The following is a 26,952-nucleotide window of genomic DNA, read 5'->3' as shown; positions in this document are numbered from 1 at the left end:
GGGCAGAAGCTGGCCGACGATTCCAAGGTGCCTTTCCTGGGTGACATTCCCCTCATTCCGGATGTGGTTGCCGGGGGCGATACGGGCGTGCCGATCCTCCTGAGCAATCCCGACTCTCCGGCCTCTTTAGCCTATAAGGAATTGGCGGGAAAAGTCGCGGCGCAGATCAGCATCAACCAGGCGAGTGCGGAAAAGAAAATCGATTCCAGTTTCGAACTGGCCTGGAAAGCGTGACGTCTTCAAGCTGAGCACAATAGAAACCTGAAACCGGAATGGGTATGAGCGAAGAGCCAAAGAAAAAAATGGAAGAGAGTGAAATGACTCCCAGCGATGTGAAGCAGGTGGACGAATCCACGCTGGGAATCACCTGGCCGGATGGACACGAATCGGTGTATCCGGTGAAGTTGCTCCGCGAAAAATGTCCGTGCGCGCACTGCATCGACGAATGGACGGGTGAAAAGAAAATCAAACCGGGCATGATTCCGGACACCATTCGTCCCCTCAAGATCAAGGCGGTGGGGCTTTATGCCTTGCAGTTCGACTGGAACGACGGCCACAGCACGGGGCTTTACCCGTATGAATTGTTGCGGCGATTGTGCCAGTGCGGGGAATGTAAGACACAGAACGCGGCGTGATTCTGTAACGCTTCAAGCAATTCCAAATAAAAAACGGGTCGGCCTGTTAAGGCCGGCCCGTTGTTTTTTGTTCGCAGTGTGCGCTGTGTTACATGCCCACCTTGTCGCGTACCTCGTCCATCAGGGCCGCGTCAATCACCTTGATGCCCTTGGACTTGGCGAAGTTGATGACGGTCTTCTTGGCCATGCCGCGTACGAAGAAGGGGACCTTCTGGATGCGGTCTTTTGCTTCCTGCGTCCACTCGACGTCGCCTTCGTCGCTGGGCTCGGCTTTCTTGAGCTCTTCCTTGCCTCCGGCCAGCGAACTGCCCACCATGCCGAACGGCGTTTTGCCGAACTCAGAAGCGCCGCCTGCTTCCACGCCAAGTTTGCTCACGAACTCCGTCTCGAATTTATTGGTCAGCATGGCGATCATATGCCCGCACTTTTTGCATTTGAACTTGAGAGCGATGTTCTTGCTGTCATCGGTCATCAAGAGACCATCTTTTTGAGTTTCCATCTGCTCGTCGCAGGGAATGCAAAGGAACTTCATGGGTCCTCTCCTTAACTTGTTTTATTTCGATTGAATGAATTTCTCGATGCCATCGACGACAGCGCCGAGCGCTTGGCCGGTAATCGAATCGGGGTACTCGGTAACAAACAGTTTGTTTTTCCCGGACTCCTTCGAAACCCGGCTGTCAAAGGGGACCCGGCCCAGGAAGGGGATACCCTTCGTCTTGGCCAACTCCTCGACGTTCTGGCCCTCGAACAGGGTGCCTTCTTCGTTGCAATGCGGGCACACGTAGGTGGCCATGTTTTCCACCAGCCCGATGATCGGTACTTTCAGTTTTGAATTCTTGGTGATCGACTTCGACACGATGTGCTGGGAAATGGGGGAGGGGATGGTGATCTCCACCACGCCCGCCAGTTCCGGGATCAGGTCGCGGATGTTGTCGATGCGGTCGCTGCCCGGCGGCATGTCGATCAACAGATAATCCAGTTCACCCCAGATGGTGTCGCGCAACAGCTCCTGCAGGGCGGTCGATTCCATGGTGCTCACCCACACGGCGCTGGCTTTCTCGTCTTCCGTCCACATGACCGGTGCGTCGGCGCTTGGCAACAGCATGTCCATGGACATGATCTTGATGCCCAGCGCGCCCTCTCCCGGATTCACGCCTTCGTCCTCGACGTTCAATTTGGCGTCATTGGGCACGCCCAGGAGTTTGGCGACACTGGGGCCGTTGAGATCTGCGTCCAGAATACCCACCTTGTGGCCGCGTTGGGCCAGGCACGCCGCCACGTTGGCGGTGATGGAGCTTTTACCGACGCCGCCCTTGCCGCTCATCAGGCAAACCTTGTGTTTTATTTTATCCATCCTGGCGCGCAGTTTCTGCTGCTGGCTGACCACCTGCTCCACAATGTTGGAGCCGCCGTCAGAAGCCAGGTCGTTGTACGTTTTCATCCTGAAACTCCTTTGATTTGAATCGATTCGAGTATCTGGCTGTTGCGTCCGATGGCCCCTATCTTATAGAATTTGCCCCCGATTGGAAAGAATTAGTTTCCCCTCCGGATTTCAGCCTTTTGCCCTCTTGCGGGGCTGTAATGAGGGACTATATTAGTGTTGTGAGAAATGGTCCAATCCATCGGGAGGGTCAAGAGGAGCCATGAGTCCACCGCGCCAGAAAGCCAAACCCAACCATTCATGATCCACGTATAAACGTGGACGCTTCGCCAAGGCGGAGCACAATGGATAAAAATCGCGACGGTCCGCGACCGCCGCGATTTTTTTTCATGTAATATCCCCCCATGCGCCGCATCAAACTCCTCCTCGAATACGAAGGCAGTCAGTACCACGGCTGGCAGTATCAGCCGAACGGGATCACCATCCAGGAAGTGCTGGAGAAACGGCTGGAGACCATCACCGGCAAAAAGACCCCGGTGGTCGGTTCCGGGCGCACGGATTCCGGCGTGCACGCGGAAGGGCAGGTGGCGCATTTCAACACGGCGTCGAACATGACGCCGCGCCAGTTCCTGAAAGCGCTCAACAGCCTCCTGCCGCACGACATCGTGGTGCGGGCGGTGGAGGAGGTGGACTCGGATTTCCACGCGCGCAAATCCGCCAAGCGCAAGATCTACCGCTACACTTTGCTCAACCGGGACTACCCGTCCGCCCTGCGTTGCAGGCAGGCGCACTACGTCGCCCAGCCGCTCAAGGTTACGGCCATGCGCAAGGCGGCCCGGCATCTGGTGGGCAAACACAATTTCAAGTCGTTTCAGGGGGCGGGGTGCGAGGCCAAAAGCGCGGTACGGGAAATCCACGATCTCTCCATCAAAAAGCGCGGTGACTGGATCGAGTTCTCCGTTGACGGCAGTGGTTTTCTGAAACACATGGTGCGCAACCTCGTCGGCACGCTGATCGAGGTCGGCTACGGGCGTATCGAACCCGACGACATTAAAGCCATTCTCAAGGCACGCGACCGGAAAAAGGCCGGACCCACCGCCCCGGCGCGGGGGCTCTGCCTGGTCGAGGTGTTTTACGACAAGCCCAAGGCCAAACGCTGCAAGGTTTCCAAAAAAAAGTGATCGGCTTTCGACCGCCGCAGGTTTTCGGGTATAATGCTTCGTTTTAAATTTGAAAGGTGGCGACAGGTATGAGTCAGGAATACACGATTGCGGTTCTGCCGGGCGACGGCATCGGCCCCGAAGTGACCGCTGAAGCGGTGAAAGTCCTCCGGGTGGTGGAGACGCGCCTCGGCCTCAAATTGAATTTGAATGAAAAACCCGTCGGCGGCGCTGGGTACGAAGCAACGGGACACCCCCTGCCCGGTGAAACGCTGGAGGCGGCAAAGGAAGCGGATGCGGTCCTGCTCGGCGCGGTGGGCGGTCCCCAATGGGAAACCATCGACTTTTCTCTTCGACCCGAGCGGGCTCTTCTGGGCCTGCGCTCGGAACTCAATCTGTTCGCCAATCTGCGCCCGGCCAAGGTGTTCCGCGCGCTAACAGAGGCCTCGACGCTCAAGCCGGAGGTGGTGGAAGGGCTCGACATCCTCGTGGTGCGGGAGCTCACCGGCGGCATTTATTTCGGCGAACCGCGCGGGGTGGTGACGCTTCAGGGCGGCGAACGGCGCGGCACCAACACGCTGGTCTATACGGAAAGCGAAATCGTCCGCATCGCCAAAGTGGCCTTCGACGTTGCCCTCAAGCGCAACAAGAAAGTCTGCTCCGTGGACAAGGCCAACGTGCTGGAGGCCACCGGCCTGTGGCGCGAGGTGGTGACGGACCTTCATAAGAAAGAATTCAGCGGAGTGGAGTTGTCGCACATGTACGTGGACAACGCCGCCATGCAGTTGGTGCGCAACCCGAAGCAGTTCGACGTTATCGTCACCACCAACATGTTCGGCGACATTTTGAGCGACGAGGCCAGCATGCTCACCGGGTCGATCGGCATGTTGCCGTCAGCCAGCCTTGGCGGGAAGACCGCGATGTACGAGCCGATCCACGGAAGCGCCCCGGACATCGCCGGAAAAGACATGGCCAATCCGCTGGCCACCATCCTGTCGGTGGGCATGATGTTCAAGTATTCGCTAGACCGCGAGGACGTCAACACCGCTCTCGAAAACGTGGTTGAATCGATTTTGGAAGCGGGGTACCGTACGAAAGACATCATGTCGAAGGGCATGAAAGAAGTGGGTTGCAAGGAGATGGGCGACCTCGTCGTGCAGGCTCTGGAGAAGAAACTGTAATGCAGAAAAAAGAAGCTTACAACGTTGCGGTGGTGGGCGCCACGGGGGCCGTGGGCCGCACCATGATCGCCACTCTGGAGGAACGCAAGTTTCCGGTGGCGGAATTGCGTCTGCTCGCATCCAGTCGTTCAGCGGGAAGCGAACTCCCATTCCACGGCAAACCCGTCACTGTGCAGGAATTGAAAAACGATTCATTCCAGGACATTGACATCGCGCTGTTTTCGGCGGGAGCCTCGACCAGCAGGCAGTTCGGACCGAAAGCGGTGGAGGTCGGGTGCGTCGTCATCGACAACAGCAGTGCCTTCCGCATGGAGCCGGGTATCCCGCTGGTGGTGCCGGAGGTGAATCCCGACGCCATCGGCAGTGAGCCGGGAATCATCGCCAACCCCAACTGCTCGACCATCCAGATGGTGGTAGCGCTCAAACCTCTTCATGACCGTTTCCGCGTTCGGCGGGTCATCGTTTCCACCTACCAGTCGGTCTCGGGGTCCGGGCAAAAAGCTATTGACGAGTTGACGCACCAGAGTAAAAGCGCGCTCAACTGCGAACCACTGGTGAAAAATGTCTATCCGCACCAGATCGCGTTCAACTGCCTGCCGCACATCGACACGTTTCTTGACAACGGCTACACCAAGGAAGAAATGAAGATGGTAAACGAGACCCGTAAGATCATGGGTGACGACAGCATCCACGTCACGCCCACCACGGTGCGGGTGCCGGTGATGTATTCGCATTCGGAGTCGATTTATGTCGAGACCGATGAGGAGATCGATGTCGCCGAGGTGCGCCGCGTGCTGTCCGCCTTCCCCGGTGTCAGCGTGGTCGATGCGCCGGAGAAAAACGAATATCCCCTCGCCATCGATGCCGCCGGGCGGGACGAAGTGATGGTCGGGCGTATTCGCAAGGACCTCGCCAACCCGAAGGCTCTCAACCTGTGGGTGGTGGCCGACAACCTGAGAAAAGGCGCGGCGTTGAACGCCGTGCAGATTGCGGAAGCCCTGATCCGCTGACCCCCCCCTTACCACGGCAGGCGCACTTTTTCCCCTCCGGACTCTTCCCGGCCTTTACAAATCTCCAAAAATAATTAAAATACATATACTTACGAATTGCCGGCTCCCCGTCGGCACCTCGGAGATTTGATTCATGCCGGACCAATCAGCCGAAGATTTGCCGCGCGATCCGAATGCCCGCGGCTCCGAGTGGCGCCCCGCCGACTCCGCCGAACTTTCGCAATTGCTCCAGACGGCGGCGCAGGAGCGTAAAAACCTGCAACTCCTGCTCGACTACTTTGAGAACAACGTCGGCAAATTCTCCGACACGAAACAGTATTTCGAAAAATTCAATCAATCCCTTCCCGACACATTCAAAAAACTCGACACTCTGCAAAAGCGCCTGAAAGAGATGCAGACGCTTGAGGGGTCGATCGGCAAGTTCGAGTCCACCGCCTCGACGCTGGAGGTCCAGTTCAAGGAACTCAAGCAGGATCTCAAGAACGTGCGTGCGATGCATGATGAAGTTGAGCAGAGAACCAAGTCCCTCAGCCAGCAGAAACGCACCGCCGAGAAGGCCAACGAGGAAGCCGGACGGCTGAACGCGCTGGTGTGGGATATGGAAAGCAAGATCAACAAGCTGAAAGAAGACAGCGGGAAACTGCGCGATGCGGAAAAACGCGTCGCCAAGATCGAATCCCTGCTGAACAAGGCGGGTGGGCAGGTGGAGGAGGTGACGCGATTCCGCACGACGATGAAGGAGTCGTCCGGCCGTGTCGGTGATCTCAAAACCCTGGTCAAGGACCTCGACCACCGCTTCGCTACGGTGAAAAAAGACCGCGAGGTGGTGGGCCATTACCTGCGCGGGCTGGGGGACGTAAAACAGCAATTGAGCCAGGCCAAACTCGAAACCGACAGGGTGCTGGCGCAACGCGAGCAGATCCAAACTGTGCAGGAGACGGTGGATCGCCTGCTCAAGGAAACCGTCGACCTGCACGTCGAGGCCGACCGCATCAGCGAAAAAGCGGAGCGCATCCGTGAAGTCGGGGCCCGCATGGAAGAGTTGGAGGCGATGGCCGACAAGGTCAAAATCCAGCTGGTACAACTGCACGAGGACAAGGCCGAAGTCCACAAGCTGGAGGAGAAGATTGGCGCGCTCCAGTCCCTGCTCGAATCCACCATCCACAACAAACTGGAAAGCCTGCAAACCGAAGCGGGGAAGCTCGACACCTTTGCCGATCAACTTAAATCATTCGAGGACACGGCGCAGGAAACCGAACGGCGTATCGAACGCTTCCGCGAGGAGTTGAAAGACGCTTCTTCGATTGAGGACACCTTTGTCCGGAATAAAGAACTCGGCGAGGAAGCGGAGAAACGACTGGAGACGATTCTGGAAAAACGCGACTGGCTGAATGAGGTTGAAAAACGGGTGAACGATCTTTCCTCCATGATCCACAACATGGAGGAGAAACTCGAAGCCCAGTTGCAGAGAAAGGCGCTGATCGAAAAGCTGGAGAAAAAAATCGACGGTCTCGAGTTCTTCATCGAAGAGGCCAACGTCAAAACCGGCAGTCTCAACCGGCAGATCGGTCAACTGGAAGAAATGGAAGGGCGGCTGGCGCGACTGAAGGAGTTGGCCGACAGCATTGAGTCGCGCATCGAGCACGCCAGCCAGGAGAAAACGGACTGGGAAGAACGGGAGAAACGTCTCAATCATCTCGTATACACGATGACCGCGCTGGAGAAGGATCTCGATAAACGGGTGAAAGACGTCGATGCATCGCAGGAGAAGGTGGAAAAAATGGACGCGCTGAAATCCAGTCTCGATGCGGCCGTCGCCGACCTTGACTCAAAGCTTGTCGCTATCGACGAGCGGCAGAAGGCCGTTGCCGCCACCGACGAGAATCTCGACGCCATCGACCGTACTTTGAAAGACCTGCAACGGCGTCAGACGGAACTGGAAGAGAAAGAAGCGAACATGGTTCGCGCGGAGAAGCGGTCGCGTCATTTGGAAGACAGGCTCGCGGAGTTTGAAACGCGGGCGGAATCGGTGGCCGGTCATGTATCGAATGTGCGTGAGGTGCAGGAAAACCTTTCGCAGTTGGAGGCGCACATCGGCGAGGTGCAATCCGAGCGCGAACGGCTTGACCTCGAAAAGCAAAATCTGGATGATGCGCTGACGCACGTCAACGATCTTACCCGCACGGTAAATGAGAGTCGCGAGCAGGTGGAAGCTTTAGACAACCGGGTTCGCGACCTCGAATCGTTGGAAGTGCGCCTGAGTGAACTTCATGCTCTGTCTGCCGATATCATGGCGAAGATCGAGAACCTGAAACAGGAGTCCAATCTTCTCGATTCCACGGAGGACCGCATGGCCGAGCTCAAGTTTCTTCTCAAGAAGGCGGAGCGCGTTTCGCAAAACCTGAAAGAGGACACGGAGGAGTGACCCGGGCCCTTGATGCACAAACAGGGGAGGGGGCCCGGGTCATTTCCTCTTTAACTTCCACGTCCACCCTGCTACAACATTCGTTTTTACCGGAACCGTAACTTTCCTATCCCAGGAAGAAAGGACAATCGATGGCGGCAAACATTCTCGGCGTGATCGGCGGCAGCGGCCTGTACAACATGAAGGACCTCAAGGTGGAAAAGGAAATTGCCGTGGATACACCCTATGGTGCGCCTTCGGATCCGGTGGTGATCGGGGAGCTTGCGGGCACGAAACTCGCATTCCTGCCGCGCCATGGAGTCGGTCACCGCATCCCTCCATCAGAGATCAATTACCGGGCCAACATCTTTGCCATGAAAAAACTCGGCGTGGAGCGCATCGTGTCGGTCAGCGCCGTGGGCAGCATGAAAGAAGAGATCGCCCCCGGGCACATCGTTCTTCCCGACCAGTTTATCGACCGCACGCACCGGCGCATCGGCACCTTCTTCACCGACGGGATCGTCGGTCACGTCAGCCTGGCCGACCCCATTTGTGACGACATGCACGGCAAGGTGCTGGAAGCAAGCCAGAAAGCAGGCGCCGTGGTGCACCCAGGGGAGACCTATGTGTGCATTGAGGGACCGCAGTTTTCCACGCGGGCCGAGTCGAACGTGTACCGCAGCTGGGGCGTGGAAGTGATCGGCATGACCAATGTTACTGAAGCGAAACTGGCACGCGAGGCGGGCATTTGTTATGTTACCGTTGCCCTCGCCACGGACTACGACTGCTGGCACATTGAGGAGGAACCAGTGACGTTGGAGCAGGTGCTGGAGATCATGCACAACAACGTCGAACTGGCGCAGACAATCCTCAAGGAAGTGGTGACGCTTTCCGTCCTTGAACGTCAGTGCGAATGCGGCGAGGCGGCAACCAAAGCCATCGTCACCGATCCCACTAAAATTCCCGATCAACGAAAACGAGACCTCGAACCCCTGTTTGGAAAATTATGAACCGCAAGAAATCCGAATCCCTGTTTGAAGAAGCGCAACGCTACATCCCCGGCGGTGTTAACAGCCCTGTCAGGGCATTCAAGGCCGTTGGCGGCCACCCCCTGTTTATCCAGAAAGCCAAAGGCTCACGGTTGTGGGATGTGGATGGCAATGAGTTCATCGACTACAACGCTTCCTGGGGGCCGCTCATCTTCGGCCACGCGCACCCGCAGATTGTCGAGGCGGTAAAACGGGCGGCGGAGAACGGCACCAGTTTCGGCGCGCCGACGGAACTTGAAATCGAGATGGCGAAGAAGGTCATCGACTGCGTGCCCTCGATCGAAGGGGTGCGTATGGTGAGTTCGGGTACAGAGGCGACGATGAGCGCCATCCGCCTGGCGCGCGGCTACACCAAGCGCGACAAGATTGTCAAATTCGAGGGCAACTTTCACGGTCACGGCGACAGCCTGCTGGTCAAGTCCGGTTCCGGGCTGATGTCGTTGGGAATCCCGGACTGCCCGGGCGTCATCGAAGACCTGGCGAAGAACACATTGACCCTGCCCTACAACAATGGCGATGCGGTGGTCGAACTGTTCGACAAGATGGGGAGCGAGATCGCATGTCTGATCGTCGAGCCGATCGCCGGCAACATGGGGGTTGTCCCACCGAAAGAAGGTTTTCTGCAAACGCTCCGTGACGTCACGAGGCAGCACGGCGCTTTGTTGATTTTCGACGAAGTCATCAGCGGGTTTCGCGTGGGGCTGGGCGGCGCACAGAAGTTGTACGGTATCACGCCGGACCTGACCACGCTGGGCAAGATCATCGGCGGCGGCCTGCCGGTGGGTGCCTACGGCGGCAAGAAGGAGTTCATGGATCATATCGCACCGGTGGGTTCGGTGTACCAGGCGGGGACGCTTTCCGGCAACCCCCTTGCGATGGCCGCGGGACTGGAGATGCTGAACCTGCTTTCCGCCAAGGGAGTGTATGAGAGTTTGGAGGCGAAAAGCCAACGCCTTTGCGATGGCTTCCGCAAAAATGCGGAAGAGGCGGGCGTGCCTGCATTCTTCACCCGGGTGGGTTCGATGTTCTCCATGTTTTTCACGGATGAAGAGGTGGTGGATTTCGAAACCGTTTCCACCTGCGACCTTGAGTTTTTCAAACGCTATTTCAACGCCATGCTGGAAGCGGGAATCTACATAGCCTGCTCTCAGTTCGAGGCGGGATTCATGTCCGCCGTCCATACGGAAGAGGAAATCGAGCAGACGATCGAAGCCAACCGTGACGCCCTGAAAACGGCGAAGGGTTGATCAATATACATGCTGAATGTTTTGAGGGGACAAAGAGGAGAATCATGAGCGAAATCGTTGGTATTCAGGCAAGGCAGATTCTGGACTCACGGGGGAACCCGACGGTGGAAGTGGATGTTTTTCTGGAAGAGGGGCTCATGGGCCGCGCGGCGGTGCCATCCGGTGCGTCCACTGGATCGCGCGAGGCGCTGGAGCTTCGCGACGGCGACAAGAAAACATACATGGGCAAGGGCGTGCAGAAGGCGGTCAAGAACATCAACACCAAGATCGCACCGGAACTGGTGGGTATCGAGGTGACGGAACAGCGGTTGATCGACCGCATCATGATCGAAATGGACGGCACCGCGAACAAGGGCAAACTGGGTGCGAACGCCATCCTCGGCGTGTCGCTGGCGGTGGCACACGCCGCGGCAAACGATCTGGACGTCCCCCTGTTCAGCTACATCGGCGGGAGCAATGCGTGCGAGCTTCCGGTACCGATGATGAACGTGCTGAACGGCGGAGCGCACGCCGACAACAACGTCGATATCCAGGAATTCATGATCATGCCCGTCGGCGCCAACAGCTTTCACCAGGCCCTGCAAATGGGGACTGAAGTGTTCCATCACCTGAAAGCCGTGCTCAAAAAGAAAAAATACAACACGGCCGTGGGCGACGAAGGCGGCTTTGCACCCAACCTCAAATCCAATGCCGAGGCCATCGAGGTCCTGCTGGCGGCGATCAAGAGCGCCGGATACAAGGAAGGCAAGGACATTCTTCTCGCGCTCGACGTGGCGGCAAGCGAACTCTACAAGAATAAAAATATGTTCTGGAAGCGGAGAAAAAATCCAAACTCACTTCCGACGAGATGGTCGATTACCTGGCTAAACTGGTGAAGAAGTACCCGATCGTCAGCATCGAGGACGGGCTGGCTGAAAACGACTGGAAGGGCTGGGAGAAGCTCACCAAAAAAGTCGGCAACACCACCCAACTGGTGGGGGACGACCTGTTCGTCACCAATACGAAAATCCTGAAGAAGGGCATTCAGGAAGGGGTATGCAATTCGATTCTCATCAAGGTGAACCAGATCGGAACGCTGACGGAAACGCTGGAAGCCGTGGAGATGGCGAAACGGGCCGGGTACACCGCGGTTATTTCACATCGCTCCGGTGAGACGGAGGACACCACCATCGCCGACATTTCGGTGGGTGTGAATTCCGGCCAGATCAAGACTGGGTCGCTGTGTCGTACCGACCGCGTGGCGAAGTACAATCAATTGTTGCGCATTGAAGACATGCTTGGCCCGGCGGCCGTGTTCAAGGGTCGCGAGGTGTTCTATAATCTGGGGATGTAGTGTTCCATGGCCATCAAAACGAAACCGCTCAATAAAATCCAGGCTACGATAGGGCTCAGCCTTTTGCTGTTTGCCATTATGGTCGGGGTCGCGGTATTCAGCGACGATGGTGTGATGACCGTATTTAATTTCAATGATGATCTAGAGAAACTGAAGCAGGGAAATGCCTCTCTGGTTCAGGAAAACAAAGGATTGCAGAAGGAAATCGAAGCCCTCAAAAAGGACCCGCTGGCGGTAGAGCGGGTCGCCCGCGAAAAATTAAATCTGGTTCGCCCCGGAGAAACGGTTTACCGGATTGTACCCCACCCCGATAAACCCTGAATTCATGCAGCAGCAAATTTCTTAACGTTTGATTTCAAACCATTTATAACGAATTTGGTGCCTCGCAAGAGCTCAAGTTAATTCTTGGGAAGTGCTTATAAACCCCATATTTAAAAGTGTAATTAATGCCTCAAGTTTTTATTTATGGAAGGAAGTTTCGTTTTTGCAAAGTTTGAGCCAAACCGGTTTCGGAATTAGTGTAATAACCTATTGATTATTTTGAAATAAATGGTAAAGTAGATTCATTCCTCTTTGGGTAACAAGCAGATTCAAGAGTCAGGGTGTCCGTGTCGATAGGGCAGTACATCAAGTTCGATTGAGGCTTGGTTGGCAAATCCGGCACCTTGGCGGGTCCTCCCGGTGTGGCTGCACAGGTGGAGCTGAATTTGCGGGATACCCAACGATGCATAGCCATGAGGGGCGGAAAACAGGTGAAAATGCCTGATAAATGGGCTTATATCATTTTCATTTTCGTGAACTGAAGGAGGGAGCATGACCAAGCAAGATATTATCAACCATGTATCTCAGGAAGCGAGCCTGTCCCGGGCCAAAGCTGAAGAAGCGGTGGAAACCGTAATCAAGCTTATAAAGGAATCTTTGGGGCAGGGTGAACCTGTGATCTTGCGGCGTTTTGGAACCTTCCAGGTCAAGTCCAAGACCAAGCGCATGGGGCGCAACCCTAAAACCGGTGAAGAAGCTGAAATTTCCGCCCGTAAAGTGGTTCGTTTCAAATCCGGGAAGCACTTCAAGCAGGCTGTCAACAGTCAGGAAAATTGACTGGCGACGGCAGCCGTGTCACAGAATCAGCATGGCGTCCCCGTAACTGAAAAAACGGTACTTTCTCGTTATGGCTTCCCTGTACGCCTGATCCATCAGGGGTTTCCCGGCAAAGGCGCAGACCAGCAAATACAGGGTGGAACGGGGCAGGTGGAAGTTTGTGAGCAACCGGTCAACGTTGCGAAAGATTTGGCCGGGATATAAAAACCGGTTCGTCCAGCCTTCTACGTCCTTTTCTGTCGCTGTATCGAAATTGACCGACTCCAGTACACGGGTGCTGGTTGTACCCACCGCGAAAACGGGCCGTCCCTCGGCTCTGGCCTGGTGAATTTGGTTCCAGGTAGACGAGGGAATCCGGTAAAACTCCTCCTTCATTTGATGCTCCACCACCTTGTTTGTTCGCAGAGGCTGGAATGTTCCCGGGCCTACATGAAGGGTTAGAAAACTCAATTCCGCTTTCTCTTTCAATAAACTCATCAACTCGGGCGTGAAATGCAGGCCTGCGGTGGGTGCGGCAATCGCCCCGGCCTCTTCAGCAAACACCGTCTGGTAACGTTCCCGGTCCAGGGAATCCATTTTCTCTCCCAGCCCCCCTGAGCGCTTGATGTAATGCGGAAGGGGCATCCGGCCTATCTGGTTCAGAGTGGTTTTCAATAGTTCTTCACTGGAAAACCGCACCTGGGCCATTGCCTCCTCTACCCCCTCAAACACGGCACTCAATCCATTTCCAAACCGGAACGTTTGACCGGGCTTGAGCTTGGACAGTCCGCGTGTCAGAACAAGCCATGAGCCGGATTCCACCTTGCGGGCCAGAAGCCACTCCACCGGCTTGCCGTTATCGGTGCGGTGTCCTTCCAGTTTGGCCGGGAGCACGCGGGTGTTGTTGAAAACCAGAAGGGGGCGGTCAGTCAGAAATTCCGTGATGTGGGGGAACATCATGTGCTCAATTTTTCCAGTGATGCGGTTCACCACCATTAGGCGGGAAGCATCCCTTTTTTCAGTGGGGGTCTGCGCAATCAATTCTTCCGGCAGGTGAAAATCGAAATCAGATATATCCATGAAATCTATTGTATTATCAGATTTTTGATCGTTTGGGGGCAGGAAATTCGTATTGACCTGACTGGGCGTTTATTATATCCTGCGCGGACGTTTAAAATGGAGTGCTAACCGAAACTGCCAAACATCAGGGTGACAACAATGGCTAATGTTTTTAAATCGTTCGGATATCTATTTCTGACCTTATGCCTTTTTCTGGGTTACTCCGACACGGCCGACGCCGCCAAGAAAAAGGTCCCCAAGCGACCTAAATTCGTGGGTGCCACGAAGTGCGATGGGAGCTGTCACGATCCCTATTACCAGGCTTGGAAGAATTCACCCCATGGTAAAGCCTTTGATTTGCTGAAGGCGGGCAATGCCGCCGATGCCAAGAAAAGAGACGGCCTTGATCCGGAAAAAGACTACACTGCCGATCCGGCCTGCCTGTTCTGCCACACTACCGGCTACCGTCAGCGTGGTGGATTCATACCCCCCGGAACAAAATTCAAAGGCCGCGATGTTAGCACCCGAATCGACCCGACCGAGCCCAATCTGGAGCAAGTGGGTTGCGAGATGTGCCACTCGGTTGCCGGTGGTTCTCAATTCCGCGTTGTGATGAAAAACACCAAGGGTGATTTCAAGAAAGCGGAAACAGAGAAGTATGGCCTCCGCTGGGATTACAAGAACGTGTGCAATCGCTGCCACGGCCACAAGCAGAATCCGCATAAGGGCGAAAAGGTCGATCTGGAAGCGGCTCTGGCCAACGTTCATCCCTTCGCTAAGTTCATCACCGAAGATAACGCCGACCAGAACATCGTGAAGGACGGCAAGGTAAAAGACCGGGCGAAGGAAAAAGGCCCCTCTGAAGAAAAAGGCATCGTCATCGAAAACTGGAAGATTCACAAAGGCAAACTGCGCTTCCTGAAAGGTGGACGGGCCTTCAATTACAAGAAGGGCAAAATCTACTATAAATAACCATTTGGCGAATTTCGCCGTTATACTATCAGGGAGTGCCGGTTCGGCAACGAACCGGCCTCCCTTTTTTTTATGTCCAACGGTGGGAGCCTGCTATGGGGGATTTCGTCAAAAAAATCGTGTGCATCGGGGCCGGCTATGTGGGAGGGCCGACCATGGCCGTCATTGCTCATCACTGTCCGGATTACAAGGTGACAGTGGTGGACATTTCGCAGGAAAAAATAGCCCTGTGGAACTCGGATCAACTGCCCATTTACGAACCTGGCCTGTACGAACGTGTCGTCCAATGCCGGGGACGCAACCTGTTTTTCTCTACCGAAGTCGATAAGGAAATCGGCGAGGCTGATATCATCTTTGTCACCGTCAACACACCGACCAAGACCTACGGTGAGGGGGCCGGGCGGGCGGTGGATTTGCAGTTTATTGAACAGACCGCGCGACGCATCAAGGAAATTTCCAGGTCCGACAAAATTGTCGTTGAAAAAAGCACCATCCCCGTTCGGGCTGCGGAGACACTCAGACGAATTCTGCACTCCGGTAACAACAGCATCCATTTCGAGATCCTGTCCAACCCGGAGTTCATGGCGGAAGGCACCGCCATTCGTGACATGGAGGAACCGGATCGTATCCTGATCGGGTCCATGGATACCCCGCAGGGTCGCCAAGCCCGTGATGAGCTCACCCGCATTTACGGGCACTGGGTGCCCAAGGAACGGGTCCTGACCACCAATTTATGGAGCAGCGAGCTGTCGAAACTGGTGGCCAACGCCTTCCTCGCCCAGCGCATTTCGTCGATCAACAGCATTTCCGCCCTGTGCGAACAGACGGAAGCGGATGTGACGCAGGTGGGTCATGCCATCGGCATGGACACGCGTATCGGGGCCAAGTTCCTGAATGCCGGAATCGGTTTTGGCGGCTCCTGCTTTCGCAAGGACCTGCTAAACCTCATTTACCTGTGCGAGCATTATGGCCTTCATCCGGTGGCCGAGTTCTGGCAGAAGGTGGTTGACATCAACGATTTCCAGATGCAGAGGTTTGTTCAGCGGATGGTCAACGCCATGTTCAATTCCATCGTCGGCAAGAAAATCGCCGTCTTCGGGTTTGCCTTCAAGCCGGACACCGGCGATACCCGGGATGCACCGGCCATTCATATCTGCCGTGCGTTGCTCGAGGAACGGGCTTGGCTCAGTATCACCGATCCACATGCCCTTCCCAATGCTAAAAAAGATATGGAGGGCATCCCGGGTGAAATCGATTACCTGGAGGATCCTTACCAGGCGGTGAAGGGCGCGCATGCCATTGCCCTGTTGACGGAATGGAACCAGTACCGGAACCTGGATTATCGGAAAATCCACGACCTTATGGAAAAACCCGCATTCATTTTCGATGGGCGAAATCACCTCGACCACGATGCCCTGTTCGATATCGGGTTCAACGTGTACGGTGTTGGCAAACCGGCACGGGAGCACTTTGAATGAGTTGACAAGGGGGATCGGGTGGGGACCTCACCCGGCCTTGTCCGGCGTGTGACAGAAGGTGCAGTCTTCCATTCTTCGGTGCGGCATGATGGGGATATTGCTTGCCTGCCCGGTGTGGCAGTTCAGGCACTGGGCGGCCTTGGCCCGGGGATCGTGAAAATCCCGTTTGCTCAAGTGCGGAGCCGAGTCCAACAACATATAAACGAACATTCCGGCAATGATCACTCCCAGCACCGCCATGGCCTTGTAGAAGTTGATCTGGCCCTTCAAATCCTGTTTCTTTTTTTTGCCATTGGATTGAATCTCTTTCAACCTGCCTGGGCGATGACATCGATTTCCACCTTCGCTCCTTTGGGTAAGGCCGCAACCTGCACACAGGCCCGCGCCGGTTTCCCGGTGGCGAAATATTTTTCGTACACACCGTTCATTCGGGCGAAATGGTTCATGTCGGCAAGGTAGACGTTCGCCTTCACCACATTCTCGAATCCCAGTCCCGCGGCTTTCAATATGGCGCCAATGTTTTCCAGGGTCCGCTCGGTTTCTTCTTCTATTTCCCCGGACAGGAACTCGCCCGACTTCGGGTCGAGCGCAATCTGGCCGGAGGTGAACACAAACTGCCCGGCGCGGATGGCCTGCTGGTACGGGCCGATGGCCGCCGGGGCGTCCTCGGTGTGAATGGCTTGTTTTTCCATGGTTCTCGCTTTCAGTAACAGGGTGTGCGGAATCAAACCGCCATTTTCTTGATAAAGGGATAGGATTTCAACTCCCTTCCCAACCGCGCCAGAATGAGGCGGTGGGTGATGGACTCGATCTCCGCTTCACTCCCTTTGGGAATTTTTAATCGGTCGGTGTGCTGGATATCCAGTGTCAGGAGCTTTCGCAGGTAATTGAGGGTGCCGTTCTGGATACGGGCCTCCAGCACCGTCTGGTCCTGGCAAACCGCGCACAGAATGCCGTGCCGTGTGTAGCTGAAGCCCACCCAGCGGGACCGCGGCTCCTCCCGGCATTGAATGCACCGCTTCAGACGCGGTGTGTATCCCGCCAGCGCCATGATCCGCATTTCGTACAGGCGGCACAACGTTTCCAGGTCGCCTTCGCCCTCCACCTTGCGCAGGGCCTTGCACAGCAGGTCGAAGGTTGGAATTTCCGGATGTGCTTCCGCTACGAGGCTCTCCGACAACTCGACGAAGTAAATGCCGGTGTAAAACTTCTGGGGGTGCTCCCGCACTTTCTGGAAGGAGTGCACGATGTCACACTGGTTGAGGCGGTAGAGGTCCTGATGCTCCTTGCCAAAATAGATGAGCGACAGGTGGGTCATCGGTTCCAGGCACGCGCCGAATCGGCTTTTGATGCGCCGGGCCGCCTTGGCGACGACCTTCACCTTGCCGTACTCCCGGGTGAACAGGGTGACGATCTTGTCAGCGTCGCCCAGGTTCATGCTGCGCAAGACAACGGCCTGCGTTCTATACAGCGGCATGGGTGTGGGTTTCCAGGTCCAAAAGAAATTCCTTGATATGCAGGCCCCCGGTGTAGCCGCCCATTCCTCCGTCGGCATGGATCACACGGTGGCAGGGAATGATGACGGGTACCGGGTTTTTGCCATTGGCGTTGCCCACGGCGCGGCTGGCATTGGGGTTATCGAGTTTTTCCGCCAGCCAGCCGTAGCTGCGTGTCTCCCCGAAAGGGATGGTCATCAGCTGCCTCCACACTTTCCGTTGAAACGGCGTGCCGCAGGAAATGTCCAGGTCACAGTCAAACTCTGTGACCTCTCCTTTAAAGTACCCTTCCAACTGATCCAATACGGGCTTCAGCCGTCTGGAATCCGCAACTGGCCGGGCAATGTACACGTCCTCCAGGTAGCCCACGAACTGCCGCTCGCTTTTCTGCGCCGTGCGGATGTTGCACACGCCTTTATGGGTGGAGGCAATGCCGAGAATGCCAATCGGGCTGTCCATCGACGCATAAAAAAGGGAATCGGTTTCGATGCGTTGATGTTTTCGAATGGGTTGCATGGTGGAGTGTCCTTTCCGCACAAGGTAGCCAACGGAGGCCATTGTAACACGCTAGCTTCCGAACAGGTTGGGCAGGAACAGGCTGAGCAGGGGAAAATACGTGACCGCCATCAGGCCCATCAGCCTGAGACCGAGAAACGGCAGGGTGGCCTTGTACAGGCGCACCACGGGCTCCTCAAAGCGGGAACTGGCGATGAACAGGTTGAGCCCTACCGGCGGCGTGGAGTAACCGATCTCCAGGTTGACCAGAAAAATGATTCCCAAGTGCACCATATCCACGCCGAAATTCTGTGCGATTGGCACGATCAGGGGCACCACCACAATGATGGCTGAGAAGATGTCCATCATGCACCCGACGATCAAAAGAAACAGGTTGAGTACTATGAGGAAGGTCAACTGGTCGTCGATGTAATCCTTCATGAATCCCAGCAGTTGCATGGGCACCTGCTCGTCAACCAGGTAGCTGGTGAAGCCCATCGCCGTGCCCAGGATGATGAGGATGGCCCCAACAAGCACCATGCTTTTTTTCATGATCTCGGGCATGTCGCGGATGGGATGGATGTCCCGGTACACGAAGCACTCAACCGCCACCACGTACACCACCGTCACAGCTGCGGCTTCGGTCACGGTGAAGATGCCTCCGTAGATACCATACAGCACGAGGAAGGGGAGGGGGATCTCCCACGCCGCCTCGCGCACCGCGCGTTTCGTTTCATGCCAGTTGAAGGGGGTTCTTTCGATCCCAAACCGTTTGCTCTGCGCCATGCTGTATACGGCGAGGATGATGATCATCAGTACACCCGGCACCACACCCGCCAGAAACAACTGGTCTATGTTCACCTTCGCCACCAGGCCGTACAGGATGAGAGGCAAAGAAGGAGGGAACAGCAGGCCCAGGCTTCCCGACGAGGTCATCAACCCGAGCGAAAAGTTTTTGCCGTACATTTCCTTGAGCATGAGCGGATACAACAGGCCGCCCAGCGCGATGATGGTAACGCCTGACGCGCCGGTGAAGGCGGTGAAAAACGCGCACGCCACCAGCACCACCCAGGGCAGCCCTCCCGGAACGCCCCCTAGCAGGGCCTGCGTGAGACGCGTCAGTCTCTGCGGCGTCCGGCTTTCAGCGAGAATGAATCCGGCGAAGGTGAACAGTGGAATGGCCAGCAGGGTCGGCGCGCTGGCTACGCGGTAGAGTTCGATGAACACCGCCGCCGAATCGATCTCCGCAAAATGGAACGACAGCAGGGCGGCGAGGCCGATCACCGCGTACAGCGGCGTCCCCAGCAGCGTTAATAACAGGATTGCGGCAACAATCAGTAGGGTCATTCGGCGGGTGTCCGGAAACTGGCGATTTCGTTCACCACCCGGAGAGCCAGGCGGAGTGAAATGAGGGCGAAACTGAAGGGCAGGATGGTCTGGAACAGCCACACGGGAATGTCCAGAAACAGGGTGGAGCCGCCTTCTTTTTCGAAGATCATGAAATTCCACGCTGCCAGCGCGAGAAAGGCACTGATGACGGCGGTCACCAGGTCCACGCCGATGTGGTTGATCTTCTTCCAGAAGTCGTTCAGGAAATGGGGCAGAAAATCGATGGCGATGTGTTTGCGCTCGCGAACCGCGAGCGAAGCGCCCAGAAACCCCACCCACAGCACCAGTTGCCGAAGCAGGGTGTCCCCCCACAAAATCCCCGTGCCCATTGCATTGCGCAGGACCACCTGTCCGAAGGAAAGCAGGACCATGAGAGTCAGCAGCAGGATCAGTACAGCCGTCTCGGCGCGGGCGAGGAGATCATCGAATTGGCGGACGGTTCGCATGTCAGACGGTCAGTGACAGGGGTAGAATGCCGTTTTCGGTTCGCCTGGGAGAAGGGCTTTAGTTTCCCGGGAGCGAACTGGTACAGTTATGTATAATAAAGGCTTTGCTCTACCGGCTCAATCATTTAATGGGAGCCTCCCGAGAATTGGTAACAGGGGTATTTGAGGATGTATCGCATTTTTTTCAGTCTGGTAGCCTCGACGTTAATGGTATTACCGGTTCCCGGTTCCGGTTTCGCAGGCGAGGACACTGCATCGGAGATGGTCCTCTTCCCTGCCGGGGAGTTCTGGATGGGCCGCGAGCCTGACAAGGGGCTGAAGGATGAAACGCCGCGCCACAAGGTGCACCTCGATGCCTTTTGGCTGGACCGGTTCGAGGTTACGGGAGGTGATTTTGCAGCGTATCTGGAGGTACACCCCGAAGAGCACCCGACCATCACCGGCTGGTGGGGACGGGAACCGCGCCCCGATATGATGGACAAGCCCGTGATCGGCCTCACCTGGCAGCGGTGCCGCAATTACTGCCTCTGGCGTGGCAAGCGCCTGCCGACGGAGGCGGAATGGGAACGCGCCGCTGCCGGGCTGGAAGGTCGGACCTATCCGTGGGGCGAAATGCCGCCCACCCCGGAGAGGGCCAATTTCGGAAAATGCTGTTTCATTCATAAAGGCGAAGTCCTTCACGAAGTGGGTTCCCTGAAAGCTGGGCAGACCCCGGAGGGTGTCCACGACATGGCGGGGAATATTGCCGAATGGGTGTACGATTGGTATGATAAATCCTACTATTCGGCCGGCGATGACAACAACCCTCGCGGCCCGGAATCGGGGACGTATCGTGTCATCCGCGGGGGTGCCTGGAACAGCCTTCCCGACTACATGAGGTCGTCCCGCCGGTACGGGTTCGATGACGCCAAGGATTTTTACGGAATCGGTTGTCGTTGTGCCCGGTCGGCTTCGCCAAACCCCTGAGTGATCAAAATCGGTGTGAAATACCTATGGATAATGTGGATGAAAAAATCGACACGCTGATGCGTGACAAGCTGGTTTCCCTGATGCAGGAAAATACGGTCCGCATCAAGAACATCAACATCAAGTACACCACCAGCAACAAGAAACACACCATCGAGCGCTGGCGTGCGTTTTACGACAGTTTCGACAAGATGTTCCGCCTCATGCCGCGGGAACTCGTCCGTGTGGAGAAAGAAGTGCGTTCGAAGTTCGTTCAGTCCATGGGGCCGGAGCGCAAACTCCGCCTGCTCAGCTACATCAACTCCGAAGCCGACCTGTTGTTTGAAAAACTGGAGAAGGAGTGCCGGCAGGATTTCAAAAAGCTGGGGGAGGAGGCGGAGTTTGAAGAGCGCCTGGAAAAAACACGGGCCAAGTTTACTGATAACCTGGAGACGCAACTCCAGAAATGCATGGAGGCGCTGGAAACGGAAACTTCCGCCTCCGGCAAGCTTCCCATTTCCGAGTTGTGTAGAATGTATGATCTGAATGAGGGTTTTCTGCACGAACTGAACCTGATTGATCCCTTGCAGAAAATCCAGTTGCGCTTGAAGGAAGCAGCATCCGATTCGGAGCTTCAATCCCGGATTGAAGATGTGAAGGAAGCGTTGAAACGCATCGCACACAGCCTGCAGAGCGGTGGCCCTAAAAACATCGACTCGGCAAGCGCACGCAAGGGACACAAAATGGTGGTGGCGCGGGAAACCATGGCTCTTCGCGACCTTGTCATCAATACCAACTACCTGCTGGAATACGCTCTGGTTCCTGATGAGTATTTGAATTCCGAGTTGGCCAACAAACTATACAGGAAAGTGGAATCGTTTTTTGACACCGGCCGCCATGAATGGAAACCGGAGGCGGCCTGTTTTAAAGCCGTGTACGAATACGCTCTTGTGAGAGGACAACATCATGCCTGATACGGGTAACGGCCATCGAATCCGTAGCATTTTTAAAGCAGGACTCGCCTTGATCTTGGCCCTCTATCTTACCGGATGTACGGTTTTCGAGATACACCTCATCCCTCCGCCATCCCCGCTCAAGGAGAAGGTGCTTTCCGGAGAGGGCCGAACCAAGGTATTGCTGGTTGAGGTCAGCGGGGTCATTTCCAATCAGAGGGTCTCCAGCGTACTGTCTCCGCGGGAGGAAGAGGGGATGGTGGCACGTATCCGGGAAGCGCTGGACAAGGCGGAAAAGGACAACGACGTGCGGGCCATCCTCCTCAGCATCAACAGCCCCGGCGGCACCGTGACCTCCAGCGACATCCTGTATCACGAGATCAAGGCGTTCAAGGAAAAGAACAATGTCAAGGTATATGCCCAGGTGATGGATCTCGCGGCATCCGGAGGGTATTACGTGGCACAGGCTGCGGATACCATCATCGCCCATCCTACCTCGATCACCGGGAGCATCGGTGTCATAACACTGAAGATGAACCTGAAGGGCTTGATGGAAAAAGTGGGCGTCGACTTTGAGGTGGTCAAGTCCGGTGACAAGAAGGATTTCCTGTCGCCGTTTCGTCCGCTTACGGAGGAAGAACGTAAACTGTTTCAGGCAGCGATTGACGACATGCACGATCGTTTCGTTGAAGTGATCACCAGAAGCCGGCGTCACCTCACTGAAGCCCAGGTGCGGAAACTTGCCGACGGACGCGTGTTCACCGCACGCCAGGCACTGGATGCAAAGCTGATCGATCATGTCGGGTACCTCGACGACACGCGCAAGCTGATTCAAAAGGATCTGGCCCTGCGGGACTTTCAACTGGTCACCTACTACCGCGCCGGGGAGTACAAGGATAATGTGTATTCCCTGATCAAGGCTCCATCGATCAACATGGTGAATTTTGACCTCAATTTTCTGCCTAAAAGCCCGGAGCCGCAGTTTTTGTATTTATGGATTCCCTGACGCGCGAGGAAGCCTTTTTATGCATACCATCCTTTCCATCAATGTCGGCCAGCCTCGCACCGGAACCTACGGTGGCGGAAAAGCGTTCCGGTCCGGCATTTTCAAGGACCCTGTGAAGGGTCCGGTGTTTCTCGATTTCATGGGATTGGAAGGCGATGCCAGCGCGGATCTGGTGCATCACCGCGGACCGGACAAGGCGGTCTGCGTGTTGTCGAACGAGCATCTTGATTACTGGTGGAAAGTGTCCATGCAAGAGGTGCCGCCGGGGTTCTTCGGCGAAAACTTCACCATCGAGAACCTGCGGGAAACTGAAATTCATATTGGCGACGTGTTCCGCATCGGCGAGGTGGAAGTCCAGTGTTCGCAACCGCGTCAGCCGTGCCACAATATCAGTAAACGGTTTGACGACAAGAGCATGGCCGACCGGGTGATCGATACCGGCTATACCGGGTACTACCTGCGAGTTCTCAAACAGGGATGGGTCCAGTCCGGGGATCGTCTGTTTCCTGTTCACGAAGATGCCGAACGTTTGACCGTCGATGAATGCAATCGCGTCATGTTCCACGACCGGAACAATCTCGAAGCGATGCGGCGTGTGCTGGCGCATCCACTTCTGTCCGAGAGCTGGAAAAAAAGCCTTGTTCCGGTACTGGCCCGGCTGGAAGCCCGCACTGTGTCCGGTTCGCCCGGCGCCCCCTGAATCATGACCTCCTCCTGCCCGCAAACTTATTCTCCGGAGCATTGGTCAGTCTGTTTGCAGAAGGCGGTGTGGTTGCAGGATTTGGAGCCTCCCTTGCAAAAGGCTTTATCCCTGCACTTGGCGGACCTGGGACTGTTTAAAGCGGTCTCGGAGAATGAGTGGCGTTTGGTTGGCTTCGAAGGTTTGATGGAAGACGAAGTCGCTGTTCGGGAATTCATGAAAAAGCGGGTGAGCGAGTTGGCCTGCACCGATGCGGGTTTTGCCTTGGTTTATTTTTAAATGATCCGCCTGATCGACCCGAGCCGGAGTTTTTCAAAATGGACGAACCGGCACCATCAGTGCGGTCAAAAGGATTATTCCAGCGTGAAAAGAAAACCCTCCCGAAAGGATCTGCGGACCCGAGCAACCTGCAGATCGTCAAAAAAGTCGGACGGCAGATGGGCTCGTATATCACACTGGAAAAAGAATTCATCGCCCGAATCGTGGGCACGTACACTACGCGGGCCGAGGCGCGAAAGATTTTCAACGCCGCTTTGGTTAAAATCCGGGATAAGGCGCAACCTCAATCCTGGGAGCAAATCAGCCGCCGCCGTCATAAATGATTGCGGGGTAGACTTTGCGGAGTCATTCTAGAAAGACGGCAATTACACTATGGCAGATAAACGATTGCTGGTTATTGGAGCCGGACCCGGTGGTTATGCCGCTGCCTTTTATGCGGCCGACCGTGGCATCGATGTAACCCTGGTCAATGATGACAAGAGCATGGGGGGGGTGTGCCTGCAACGCGGATGCATTCCTTCCAAAACCCTCCTGCATATAGCCCGTCTGGTCAACGAGACAAAAGAGGCCCGAGAATGGGGGTTGGTTTTCGGTGACCCCAAAATCGATGTCGACCGCCTGCGCCAGTGGAAGAATGAAGTCATCGGCAAAATGTCGCAGGGCCTTGCCCAATTATGCAAGCAACGCGGTGTGAAATATGTGCCCGGCCGCGCCGTTTTTGAAAGTCCCAAACGGGTGAAAGTTGGAGAAGAGTCCATCGAATTCGAGCACGCCATCCTGGCTACCGGGTCCCGTCCCATCGTCCCCGGCGATTTCGCCATCGACAGCCCGCGCCTTCTGGATTCCACAAGCGCTTTGGAGGTGGAAGACATTCCCGGTCGCCTGCTCATTGTGGGTGGGGGTTACATCGGGTTGGAAATGGGTACGGTGTATGCCGCTCTGGGTTCAAAGGTCACAGTGGTGGAAATGACTGACGGCCTGCTTCCCGGCGTGGACCGGGATTTGGTCCGGGTTCTCCAGGCGAAACTTCGAAAGGATTTCGAGGCCATTCACCTTGGAACCCGGCTGGAAGCTCTTCAGGAGGTGAAGGAGGGATTGAAGGTTTCGTTCAAGGGCGAATCGGAGTCGAGGGAAGAAATGTTTGATAAAATCCTCATTTCCATCGGCCGGCAGCCCAATACGGAAAACCTCGGTCTGGAAAAGACGCGCATCGAACTCGACAAACGCGGTTTTGTGAAGGTGGATAAAAGCGGGCGGACGATGGAGCAAACGATCTTCGCCATTGGGGATGTCATCGGCGGCGCCATGCTGGCACACAAGGCGTCATATGAGGGGAAACGTGTTGTGGAGACGATCCTGGGAGAGTCCCAGGATTTGCTGGATCCAGTCATCCCCGCAGTGGTGTTCACCGATCCGGAAATCGCCTGGTGCGGTTTAACCGAAGAGCAGGCCAAGGCCGAGGGCCGTGAAGTGGAGGTGTGCAAGTTTCCGTGGGGTGCATCCGGACGCGCCACCACACTGGGCCGCAATGACGGACAGACCAAGTTGATCCTGGAGCCCAAAACGGGAAAAATCCTGGGCATTGGGCTGGTCGGCACAAATGCCGGGGAACTTATTTCTGAGGGTGTGTTGGCAATTCAACTGGGCGCCACGGCGGAAGATTTGGCCCATTCCATTCATCCACACCCGACGCTCTCCGAGACACTGATGGAAGCGGCAGAGATTTTTCTTGGAGCACCAACCCACATTTTCAAGAAGAAACGTTGATCTGTTGCCTCACACGTCGATCACGTCGTCATCGTCCCGGTACTTTCGCGACGAGTGCGAGGAAGACGACGAATGCGGCGGCCACTGGCCGAAACGTGGGTCCCTTGGATGGGGGTGGGTGGTAGTCTCCATGTTCCGCCGGCGGCGAATACCAAACAGATCAGCCAGAAACGTGAGAACGCCCCCGGCGAGGGCGATCAGGAAAAATGTAAAACCGAACACGAACAGAAGAACGAATGCCAGAATGACGATGCTGCCCAGAAGCAGTTTGGTGCTAAGCGGCATGGAGGGCCGGTTCGGGTCGTTGCTGTAATAAAAAAACATCGATCCCCGCTGGTAGTATGTTTTATAATGCTTTTTTCACGAGTGTAACATGGAAAGAGATGCATTAATAATAGTTTGTAAGGGATGCGGGGTCAGCAACCGGATCAAGTCCTATTCGGAGGACCGTCTGCCGGTGTGTGCGAAGTGCCGGCACCCGCTGATCGACAAGGATGAAAACGAAGCCCACGCGCGTTACACGCAGAAGCTGAAAGATTTTTACAATCTGCCGGATATCAATAACTTGAAATGAGATGGGAGCGGTGAGGGTTCGCTTCGATGCCCGGTTGAAAGGATAAGGAGAACAAAAGCATTATGGATGAAACGGTACAGATCATCGACGATGTGTTGAGAGAACAGCTTAATGCCACGCATGTGGAGATCATCGACGAAAGCTACCTGCATCGCGGCCACAAAGCAGCGGGGGGAGGCGGGCATTATGCCGTGGTGGTGGTCTCTGAACAGTTTGAGGATGTGAACCCGCTGGACCGGCGCCGCCTTGTGTACGGTGCGCTCGATGAGCAGATCAACGGTCAGCCAAAACGGATTCATGCCATTCAGATCAAAACCTTCACTCCCGCCCAATGGGAAGAAGACGGCAAAACCGCTTGAGGGCGGTCACTCCCGGTAGATTTCCAGTTCCTCGCAGTTCTTCAGGTTCTCCGACTCGGTGAGCGCTTTGATTCCCTGATTGCTGAACTGGTTCTTGTACAGGTCCAACTTGATGAATTTCTTGCTGAGAGGCGATTGTGCGAACGCTCGCGCACCCTCGTCGCCGATCACATTCCCGAACAAGGATAACTTTGTCAGTTTGGGAAAGTTGGTTGAGTTGGCCAATGCCACAGCTCCCTCGTCGCCGATTTCGTTGTGGTTCAGGTTCAGCGTCTCCACGTTCTGCAGATACGGGCATTCGGCGATGGCTTCCGCCCCCTCGTCGCCGATCTGGTTTCCGGAATAGGTGAGGGTGACCAGGTTCTGCAAAGCTTCTTTTTTGGTGAACATTTCCATGGTTCCGCGCAGGCCAATATACTTGTCGCGGAGATTGAGCACCTTGCCGTCCTCGGAAATATTTTCCTTGATAAGATCATCGATTCGGCTCATGGATCACTCCTGGCTTATTTGATTAAACCCGCACTGGGTTGGTTGGAAGGATTCATACATGCATTCTA

32 protein-coding genes and 1 pseudogene are annotated in these 26,952 nt (G+C 55.7%); 22 read left to right on the top strand and 11 right to left on the bottom strand.

Annotation, left to right across the window (positions count from 1 at the left end; genetic code table 11):
* On the top strand, positions 1 to 234 hold a 234-nt coding region (locus TX82_RS11510; RefSeq protein ID WP_042251135.1), incomplete at its 5' end, for a P-loop NTPase.
* A 44-nt stretch (positions 235 to 278) separates the two neighbouring features.
* Positions 279 to 635 (top strand): DUF971 domain-containing protein, encoded by a 357-nt coding sequence (locus TX82_RS11505; protein WP_144079159.1) that lies wholly within the window; start codon positions 279 to 281, stop codon positions 633 to 635.
* 88 nt (positions 636 to 723) lie between these two features.
* On the opposite strand, the gene TX82_RS11500 is transcribed toward TX82_RS11505, so the two are convergent.
* Both TX82_RS11500 and TX82_RS11495 read right to left on the bottom strand, forming a co-directional pair.
* The gene (locus TX82_RS11500) at positions 724 to 1,167 is read right to left on the bottom strand and encodes a PCP reductase family protein (protein WP_005010681.1); all 444 of its coding nucleotides are present in this window, start codon (positions 1,165 to 1,167) and stop codon (positions 724 to 726) included.
* Between the two features lie 21 nt (positions 1,168 to 1,188).
* Positions 1,189 to 2,076, bottom strand: coding sequence for a P-loop NTPase (locus tag TX82_RS11495; RefSeq protein ID WP_005010678.1), 888 nt, complete (start codon positions 2,074 to 2,076; stop codon positions 1,189 to 1,191).
* 344 nt (positions 2,077 to 2,420) lie between these two features.
* Here TX82_RS11495 and truA point away from each other — a divergent pair, with 344 nt between their 5' ends.
* The 9 genes and pseudogenes from truA (at position 2,421) to TX82_RS11450 (ending at position 12,498) form a co-directional block, all read left to right on the top strand.
* On the top strand, positions 2,421 to 3,197 hold the full coding sequence (gene truA, locus TX82_RS11490) for a tRNA pseudouridine(38-40) synthase TruA (RefSeq protein ID WP_005010674.1): 777 nt from the start codon (positions 2,421 to 2,423) through the stop codon (positions 3,195 to 3,197).
* A 68-nt stretch (positions 3,198 to 3,265) separates the two neighbouring features.
* Positions 3,266 to 4,357, top strand: a complete 1,092-nt coding sequence (leuB, locus tag TX82_RS11485; protein ID WP_005010672.1) for a 3-isopropylmalate dehydrogenase — start codon at positions 3,266 to 3,268, stop codon at positions 4,355 to 4,357.
* Positions 4,357 to 5,367 (top strand): aspartate-semialdehyde dehydrogenase, encoded by a 1,011-nt coding sequence (locus TX82_RS11480; protein ID WP_005010671.1) that lies wholly within the window; start codon positions 4,357 to 4,359, stop codon positions 5,365 to 5,367. The genes leuB and TX82_RS11480 overlap by 1 nt, the downstream gene beginning before the upstream one ends.
* Before the next feature lie 133 nt (positions 5,368 to 5,500).
* Positions 5,501 to 7,792, top strand: coding sequence for a hypothetical protein (locus tag TX82_RS11475; RefSeq protein WP_005010670.1), 2,292 nt, complete (start codon positions 5,501 to 5,503; stop codon positions 7,790 to 7,792).
* 131 nt (positions 7,793 to 7,923) lie between these two features.
* The gene (mtnP, locus tag TX82_RS11470) at positions 7,924 to 8,781 is read left to right on the top strand and encodes an S-methyl-5'-thioadenosine phosphorylase (protein WP_005010668.1); all 858 of its coding nucleotides are present in this window, start codon (positions 7,924 to 7,926) and stop codon (positions 8,779 to 8,781) included.
* A complete protein-coding gene (gene hemL, locus TX82_RS11465) occupies positions 8,778 to 10,067 on the top strand; it encodes a glutamate-1-semialdehyde 2,1-aminomutase (protein WP_005010665.1) in 1,290 nt (429 codons plus the stop codon). Before mtnP ends, hemL begins: the two co-directional genes overlap by 4 nt.
* 44 nt (positions 10,068 to 10,111) lie before the next feature.
* A pseudogene (gene eno, locus TX82_RS17210) lies at positions 10,112 to 11,400 on the top strand (phosphopyruvate hydratase).
* A 6-nt stretch (positions 11,401 to 11,406) separates the two neighbouring features.
* Complete coding sequence (locus TX82_RS11455) at positions 11,407 to 11,721, top strand: FtsB family cell division protein (protein ID WP_005010662.1); 315 nt, start codon at positions 11,407 to 11,409, stop codon at positions 11,719 to 11,721.
* 492 nt (positions 11,722 to 12,213) lie between these two features.
* Positions 12,214 to 12,498: an integration host factor subunit alpha gene (locus TX82_RS11450; protein ID WP_005010659.1), complete on the top strand. Its 285-nt coding sequence runs from the start codon at positions 12,214 to 12,216 to the stop codon at positions 12,496 to 12,498.
* 18 nt (positions 12,499 to 12,516) lie between these two features.
* Here TX82_RS11450 and queA read toward each other — a convergent pair whose 3' ends face one another.
* Positions 12,517 to 13,557: a tRNA preQ1(34) S-adenosylmethionine ribosyltransferase-isomerase QueA gene (gene queA, locus TX82_RS11445; protein ID WP_005010658.1), complete on the bottom strand. Its 1,041-nt coding sequence runs from the start codon at positions 13,555 to 13,557 to the stop codon at positions 12,517 to 12,519.
* A gap of 138 nt (positions 13,558 to 13,695) precedes the next feature.
* Here queA and TX82_RS11440 point away from each other — a divergent pair, with 138 nt between their 5' ends.
* Positions 13,696 to 14,508 carry a cytochrome c family protein gene (locus tag TX82_RS11440; RefSeq protein ID WP_005010656.1) on the top strand — a complete coding sequence of 271 codons (813 nt, stop codon included), beginning with the start codon at positions 13,696 to 13,698 and terminating at the stop codon, positions 14,506 to 14,508.
* Positions 14,509 to 14,603: 95 nt separating this feature from the next.
* Positions 14,604 to 15,986, top strand: a complete 1,383-nt coding sequence (locus TX82_RS11435; protein WP_005010654.1) for a nucleotide sugar dehydrogenase — start codon at positions 14,604 to 14,606, stop codon at positions 15,984 to 15,986.
* A 27-nt stretch (positions 15,987 to 16,013) separates the two neighbouring features.
* Here TX82_RS11435 and TX82_RS11430 read toward each other — a convergent pair whose 3' ends face one another.
* The 6 genes from TX82_RS11430 to TX82_RS11405 are packed head-to-tail and all read right to left on the bottom strand — an operon-like array spanning position 16,014 to position 19,812.
* Complete coding sequence (locus TX82_RS11430; protein WP_005010649.1) at positions 16,014 to 16,298, bottom strand: hypothetical protein; 285 nt, start codon at positions 16,296 to 16,298, stop codon at positions 16,014 to 16,016.
* Positions 16,295 to 16,678 (bottom strand): RidA family protein, encoded by a 384-nt coding sequence (locus TX82_RS11425; protein WP_042252515.1) that lies wholly within the window; start codon positions 16,676 to 16,678, stop codon positions 16,295 to 16,297. The genes TX82_RS11430 and TX82_RS11425 overlap by 4 nt, the downstream gene beginning before the upstream one ends.
* Before the next feature lie 32 nt (positions 16,679 to 16,710).
* Positions 16,711 to 17,463 (bottom strand): DNA repair protein RecO, encoded by a 753-nt coding sequence (recO, locus tag TX82_RS11420; protein ID WP_005010646.1) that lies wholly within the window; start codon positions 17,461 to 17,463, stop codon positions 16,711 to 16,713.
* Complete coding sequence (locus TX82_RS11415) at positions 17,450 to 17,998, bottom strand: methylated-DNA--[protein]-cysteine S-methyltransferase (RefSeq protein ID WP_042252512.1); 549 nt, start codon at positions 17,996 to 17,998, stop codon at positions 17,450 to 17,452. The genes recO and TX82_RS11415 overlap by 14 nt, the downstream gene beginning before the upstream one ends.
* A gap of 51 nt (positions 17,999 to 18,049) precedes the next feature.
* On the bottom strand, positions 18,050 to 19,324 hold the full coding sequence (locus TX82_RS11410; protein WP_005010642.1) for a TRAP transporter large permease: 1,275 nt from the start codon (positions 19,322 to 19,324) through the stop codon (positions 18,050 to 18,052).
* A complete protein-coding gene (locus tag TX82_RS11405; RefSeq protein WP_005010641.1) occupies positions 19,321 to 19,812 on the bottom strand; it encodes a TRAP transporter small permease in 492 nt (163 codons plus the stop codon). Before TX82_RS11405 ends, TX82_RS11410 begins: the two co-directional genes overlap by 4 nt.
* Positions 19,813 to 19,980: 168 nt before the next feature.
* Between TX82_RS11405 and TX82_RS11400 the strand changes: the two genes are divergently transcribed.
* From TX82_RS11400 to lpdA, 7 genes are read left to right on the top strand one after another with little or no spacing between them, the layout of a single operon-like run.
* A complete protein-coding gene (locus TX82_RS11400; RefSeq protein ID WP_042251132.1) occupies positions 19,981 to 20,778 on the top strand; it encodes a formylglycine-generating enzyme family protein in 798 nt (265 codons plus the stop codon).
* A gap of 26 nt (positions 20,779 to 20,804) precedes the next feature.
* Positions 20,805 to 21,731: a hypothetical protein gene (locus TX82_RS11395; RefSeq protein ID WP_042251129.1), complete on the top strand. Its 927-nt coding sequence runs from the start codon at positions 20,805 to 20,807 to the stop codon at positions 21,729 to 21,731.
* A complete protein-coding gene (gene sppA, locus TX82_RS11390) occupies positions 21,724 to 22,716 on the top strand; it encodes a signal peptide peptidase SppA (protein ID WP_005010628.1) in 993 nt (330 codons plus the stop codon). The genes TX82_RS11395 and sppA overlap by 8 nt, the downstream gene beginning before the upstream one ends.
* 19 nt (positions 22,717 to 22,735) lie before the next feature.
* Positions 22,736 to 23,416 carry an MOSC domain-containing protein gene (locus TX82_RS11385; protein WP_005010626.1) on the top strand — a complete coding sequence of 227 codons (681 nt, stop codon included), beginning with the start codon at positions 22,736 to 22,738 and terminating at the stop codon, positions 23,414 to 23,416.
* Positions 23,417 to 23,470: 54 nt separating this feature from the next.
* Positions 23,471 to 23,695: a hypothetical protein gene (locus TX82_RS11380; protein ID WP_042251125.1), complete on the top strand. Its 225-nt coding sequence runs from the start codon at positions 23,471 to 23,473 to the stop codon at positions 23,693 to 23,695.
* A 38-nt stretch (positions 23,696 to 23,733) separates the two neighbouring features.
* A complete protein-coding gene (locus TX82_RS11375) occupies positions 23,734 to 24,018 on the top strand; it encodes a hypothetical protein (protein ID WP_005010623.1) in 285 nt (94 codons plus the stop codon).
* 49 nt (positions 24,019 to 24,067) lie between these two features.
* Entirely contained in the window at positions 24,068 to 25,462 is a 1,395-nt protein-coding gene (gene lpdA / locus TX82_RS11370) for a dihydrolipoyl dehydrogenase (protein ID WP_005010621.1), read from the top strand.
* A 9-nt stretch (positions 25,463 to 25,471) separates the two neighbouring features.
* Here lpdA and TX82_RS11365 read toward each other — a convergent pair whose 3' ends face one another.
* On the bottom strand, positions 25,472 to 25,786 hold the full coding sequence (locus TX82_RS11365) for a hypothetical protein (protein WP_005010620.1): 315 nt from the start codon (positions 25,784 to 25,786) through the stop codon (positions 25,472 to 25,474).
* Positions 25,787 to 25,835: 49 nt separating this feature from the next.
* Here TX82_RS11365 and TX82_RS16045 point away from each other — a divergent pair, with 49 nt between their 5' ends.
* Positions 25,836 to 26,036: a hypothetical protein gene (locus TX82_RS16045; RefSeq protein ID WP_005010619.1), complete on the top strand. Its 201-nt coding sequence runs from the start codon at positions 25,836 to 25,838 to the stop codon at positions 26,034 to 26,036.
* A gap of 62 nt (positions 26,037 to 26,098) precedes the next feature.
* Complete coding sequence (locus TX82_RS11360; RefSeq protein WP_005010617.1) at positions 26,099 to 26,395, top strand: BolA family protein; 297 nt, start codon at positions 26,099 to 26,101, stop codon at positions 26,393 to 26,395.
* A 6-nt stretch (positions 26,396 to 26,401) separates the two neighbouring features.
* Here TX82_RS11360 and TX82_RS11355 read toward each other — a convergent pair whose 3' ends face one another.
* The gene (locus TX82_RS11355; protein ID WP_005010615.1) at positions 26,402 to 26,884 is read right to left on the bottom strand and encodes a leucine-rich repeat domain-containing protein; all 483 of its coding nucleotides are present in this window, start codon (positions 26,882 to 26,884) and stop codon (positions 26,402 to 26,404) included.
* Positions 26,885 to 26,952 lie beyond the last annotated feature (68 nt).

Origin of the sequence: Nitrospina gracilis 3/211, assembly GCF_000341545.2 — a bacterium.
GTDB classification, from domain to species: Bacteria; Nitrospinota; Nitrospinia; order Nitrospinales; family Nitrospinaceae; genus Nitrospina; species Nitrospina gracilis.
Note: the sequence above shows the minus strand (reverse complement) of the source record. Positions and strands in the feature narration are given on the sequence as shown.

Coding starts and splice junctions, on each gene's coding strand:
- TX82_RS11360 (WP_005010617.1), top strand. CDS start 26,099: ATGGATGAAACGGTACAGATCATCGACGATGTGTTGAGAGAACAGCTT.
- TX82_RS11365 (WP_005010620.1), bottom strand. CDS start 25,786: ATGTTTTTTTATTACAGCAACGACCCGAACCGGCCCTCCATGCCGCTT.
- queA (WP_005010658.1), bottom strand. CDS start 13,557: ATGGATATATCTGATTTCGATTTTCACCTGCCGGAAGAATTGATTGCG.
- TX82_RS11405 (WP_005010641.1), bottom strand. CDS start 19,812: ATGCGAACCGTCCGCCAATTCGATGATCTCCTCGCCCGCGCCGAGACG.
- mtnP (WP_005010668.1), top strand. CDS start 7,924: ATGGCGGCAAACATTCTCGGCGTGATCGGCGGCAGCGGCCTGTACAAC.
- TX82_RS11500 (WP_005010681.1), bottom strand. CDS start 1,167: ATGAAGTTCCTTTGCATTCCCTGCGACGAGCAGATGGAAACTCAAAAA.
- recO (WP_005010646.1), bottom strand. CDS start 17,463: ATGCCGCTGTATAGAACGCAGGCCGTTGTCTTGCGCAGCATGAACCTG.
- TX82_RS11395 (WP_042251129.1), top strand. CDS start 20,805: ATGGATAATGTGGATGAAAAAATCGACACGCTGATGCGTGACAAGCTG.
- TX82_RS11425 (WP_042252515.1), bottom strand. CDS start 16,678: ATGGAAAAACAAGCCATTCACACCGAGGACGCCCCGGCGGCCATCGGC.
- TX82_RS11480 (WP_005010671.1), top strand. CDS start 4,357: ATGCAGAAAAAAGAAGCTTACAACGTTGCGGTGGTGGGCGCCACGGGG.
- TX82_RS11475 (WP_005010670.1), top strand. CDS start 5,501: ATGCCGGACCAATCAGCCGAAGATTTGCCGCGCGATCCGAATGCCCGC.
- TX82_RS11410 (WP_005010642.1), bottom strand. CDS start 19,324: ATGACCCTACTGATTGTTGCCGCAATCCTGTTATTAACGCTGCTGGGG.
- TX82_RS11440 (WP_005010656.1), top strand. CDS start 13,696: ATGGCTAATGTTTTTAAATCGTTCGGATATCTATTTCTGACCTTATGC.
- TX82_RS11495 (WP_005010678.1), bottom strand. CDS start 2,076: ATGAAAACGTACAACGACCTGGCTTCTGACGGCGGCTCCAACATTGTG.
- TX82_RS11385 (WP_005010626.1), top strand. CDS start 22,736: ATGCATACCATCCTTTCCATCAATGTCGGCCAGCCTCGCACCGGAACC.
- TX82_RS16045 (WP_005010619.1), top strand. CDS start 25,836: ATGGAAAGAGATGCATTAATAATAGTTTGTAAGGGATGCGGGGTCAGC.
- TX82_RS11400 (WP_042251132.1), top strand. CDS start 19,981: ATGTATCGCATTTTTTTCAGTCTGGTAGCCTCGACGTTAATGGTATTA.
- TX82_RS11375 (WP_005010623.1), top strand. CDS start 23,734: ATGGACGAACCGGCACCATCAGTGCGGTCAAAAGGATTATTCCAGCGT.
- TX82_RS11355 (WP_005010615.1), bottom strand. CDS start 26,884: ATGAGCCGAATCGATGATCTTATCAAGGAAAATATTTCCGAGGACGGC.
- truA (WP_005010674.1), top strand. CDS start 2,421: ATGCGCCGCATCAAACTCCTCCTCGAATACGAAGGCAGTCAGTACCAC.
- sppA (WP_005010628.1), top strand. CDS start 21,724: ATGCCTGATACGGGTAACGGCCATCGAATCCGTAGCATTTTTAAAGCA.
- TX82_RS11435 (WP_005010654.1), top strand. CDS start 14,604: ATGGGGGATTTCGTCAAAAAAATCGTGTGCATCGGGGCCGGCTATGTG.
- TX82_RS11450 (WP_005010659.1), top strand. CDS start 12,214: ATGACCAAGCAAGATATTATCAACCATGTATCTCAGGAAGCGAGCCTG.
- TX82_RS11415 (WP_042252512.1), bottom strand. CDS start 17,998: ATGCAACCCATTCGAAAACATCAACGCATCGAAACCGATTCCCTTTTT.
- TX82_RS11505 (WP_144079159.1), top strand. CDS start 279: ATGAGCGAAGAGCCAAAGAAAAAAATGGAAGAGAGTGAAATGACTCCC.
- TX82_RS11455 (WP_005010662.1), top strand. CDS start 11,407: ATGGCCATCAAAACGAAACCGCTCAATAAAATCCAGGCTACGATAGGG.
- hemL (WP_005010665.1), top strand. CDS start 8,778: ATGAACCGCAAGAAATCCGAATCCCTGTTTGAAGAAGCGCAACGCTAC.
- leuB (WP_005010672.1), top strand. CDS start 3,266: ATGAGTCAGGAATACACGATTGCGGTTCTGCCGGGCGACGGCATCGGC.
- lpdA (WP_005010621.1), top strand. CDS start 24,068: ATGGCAGATAAACGATTGCTGGTTATTGGAGCCGGACCCGGTGGTTAT.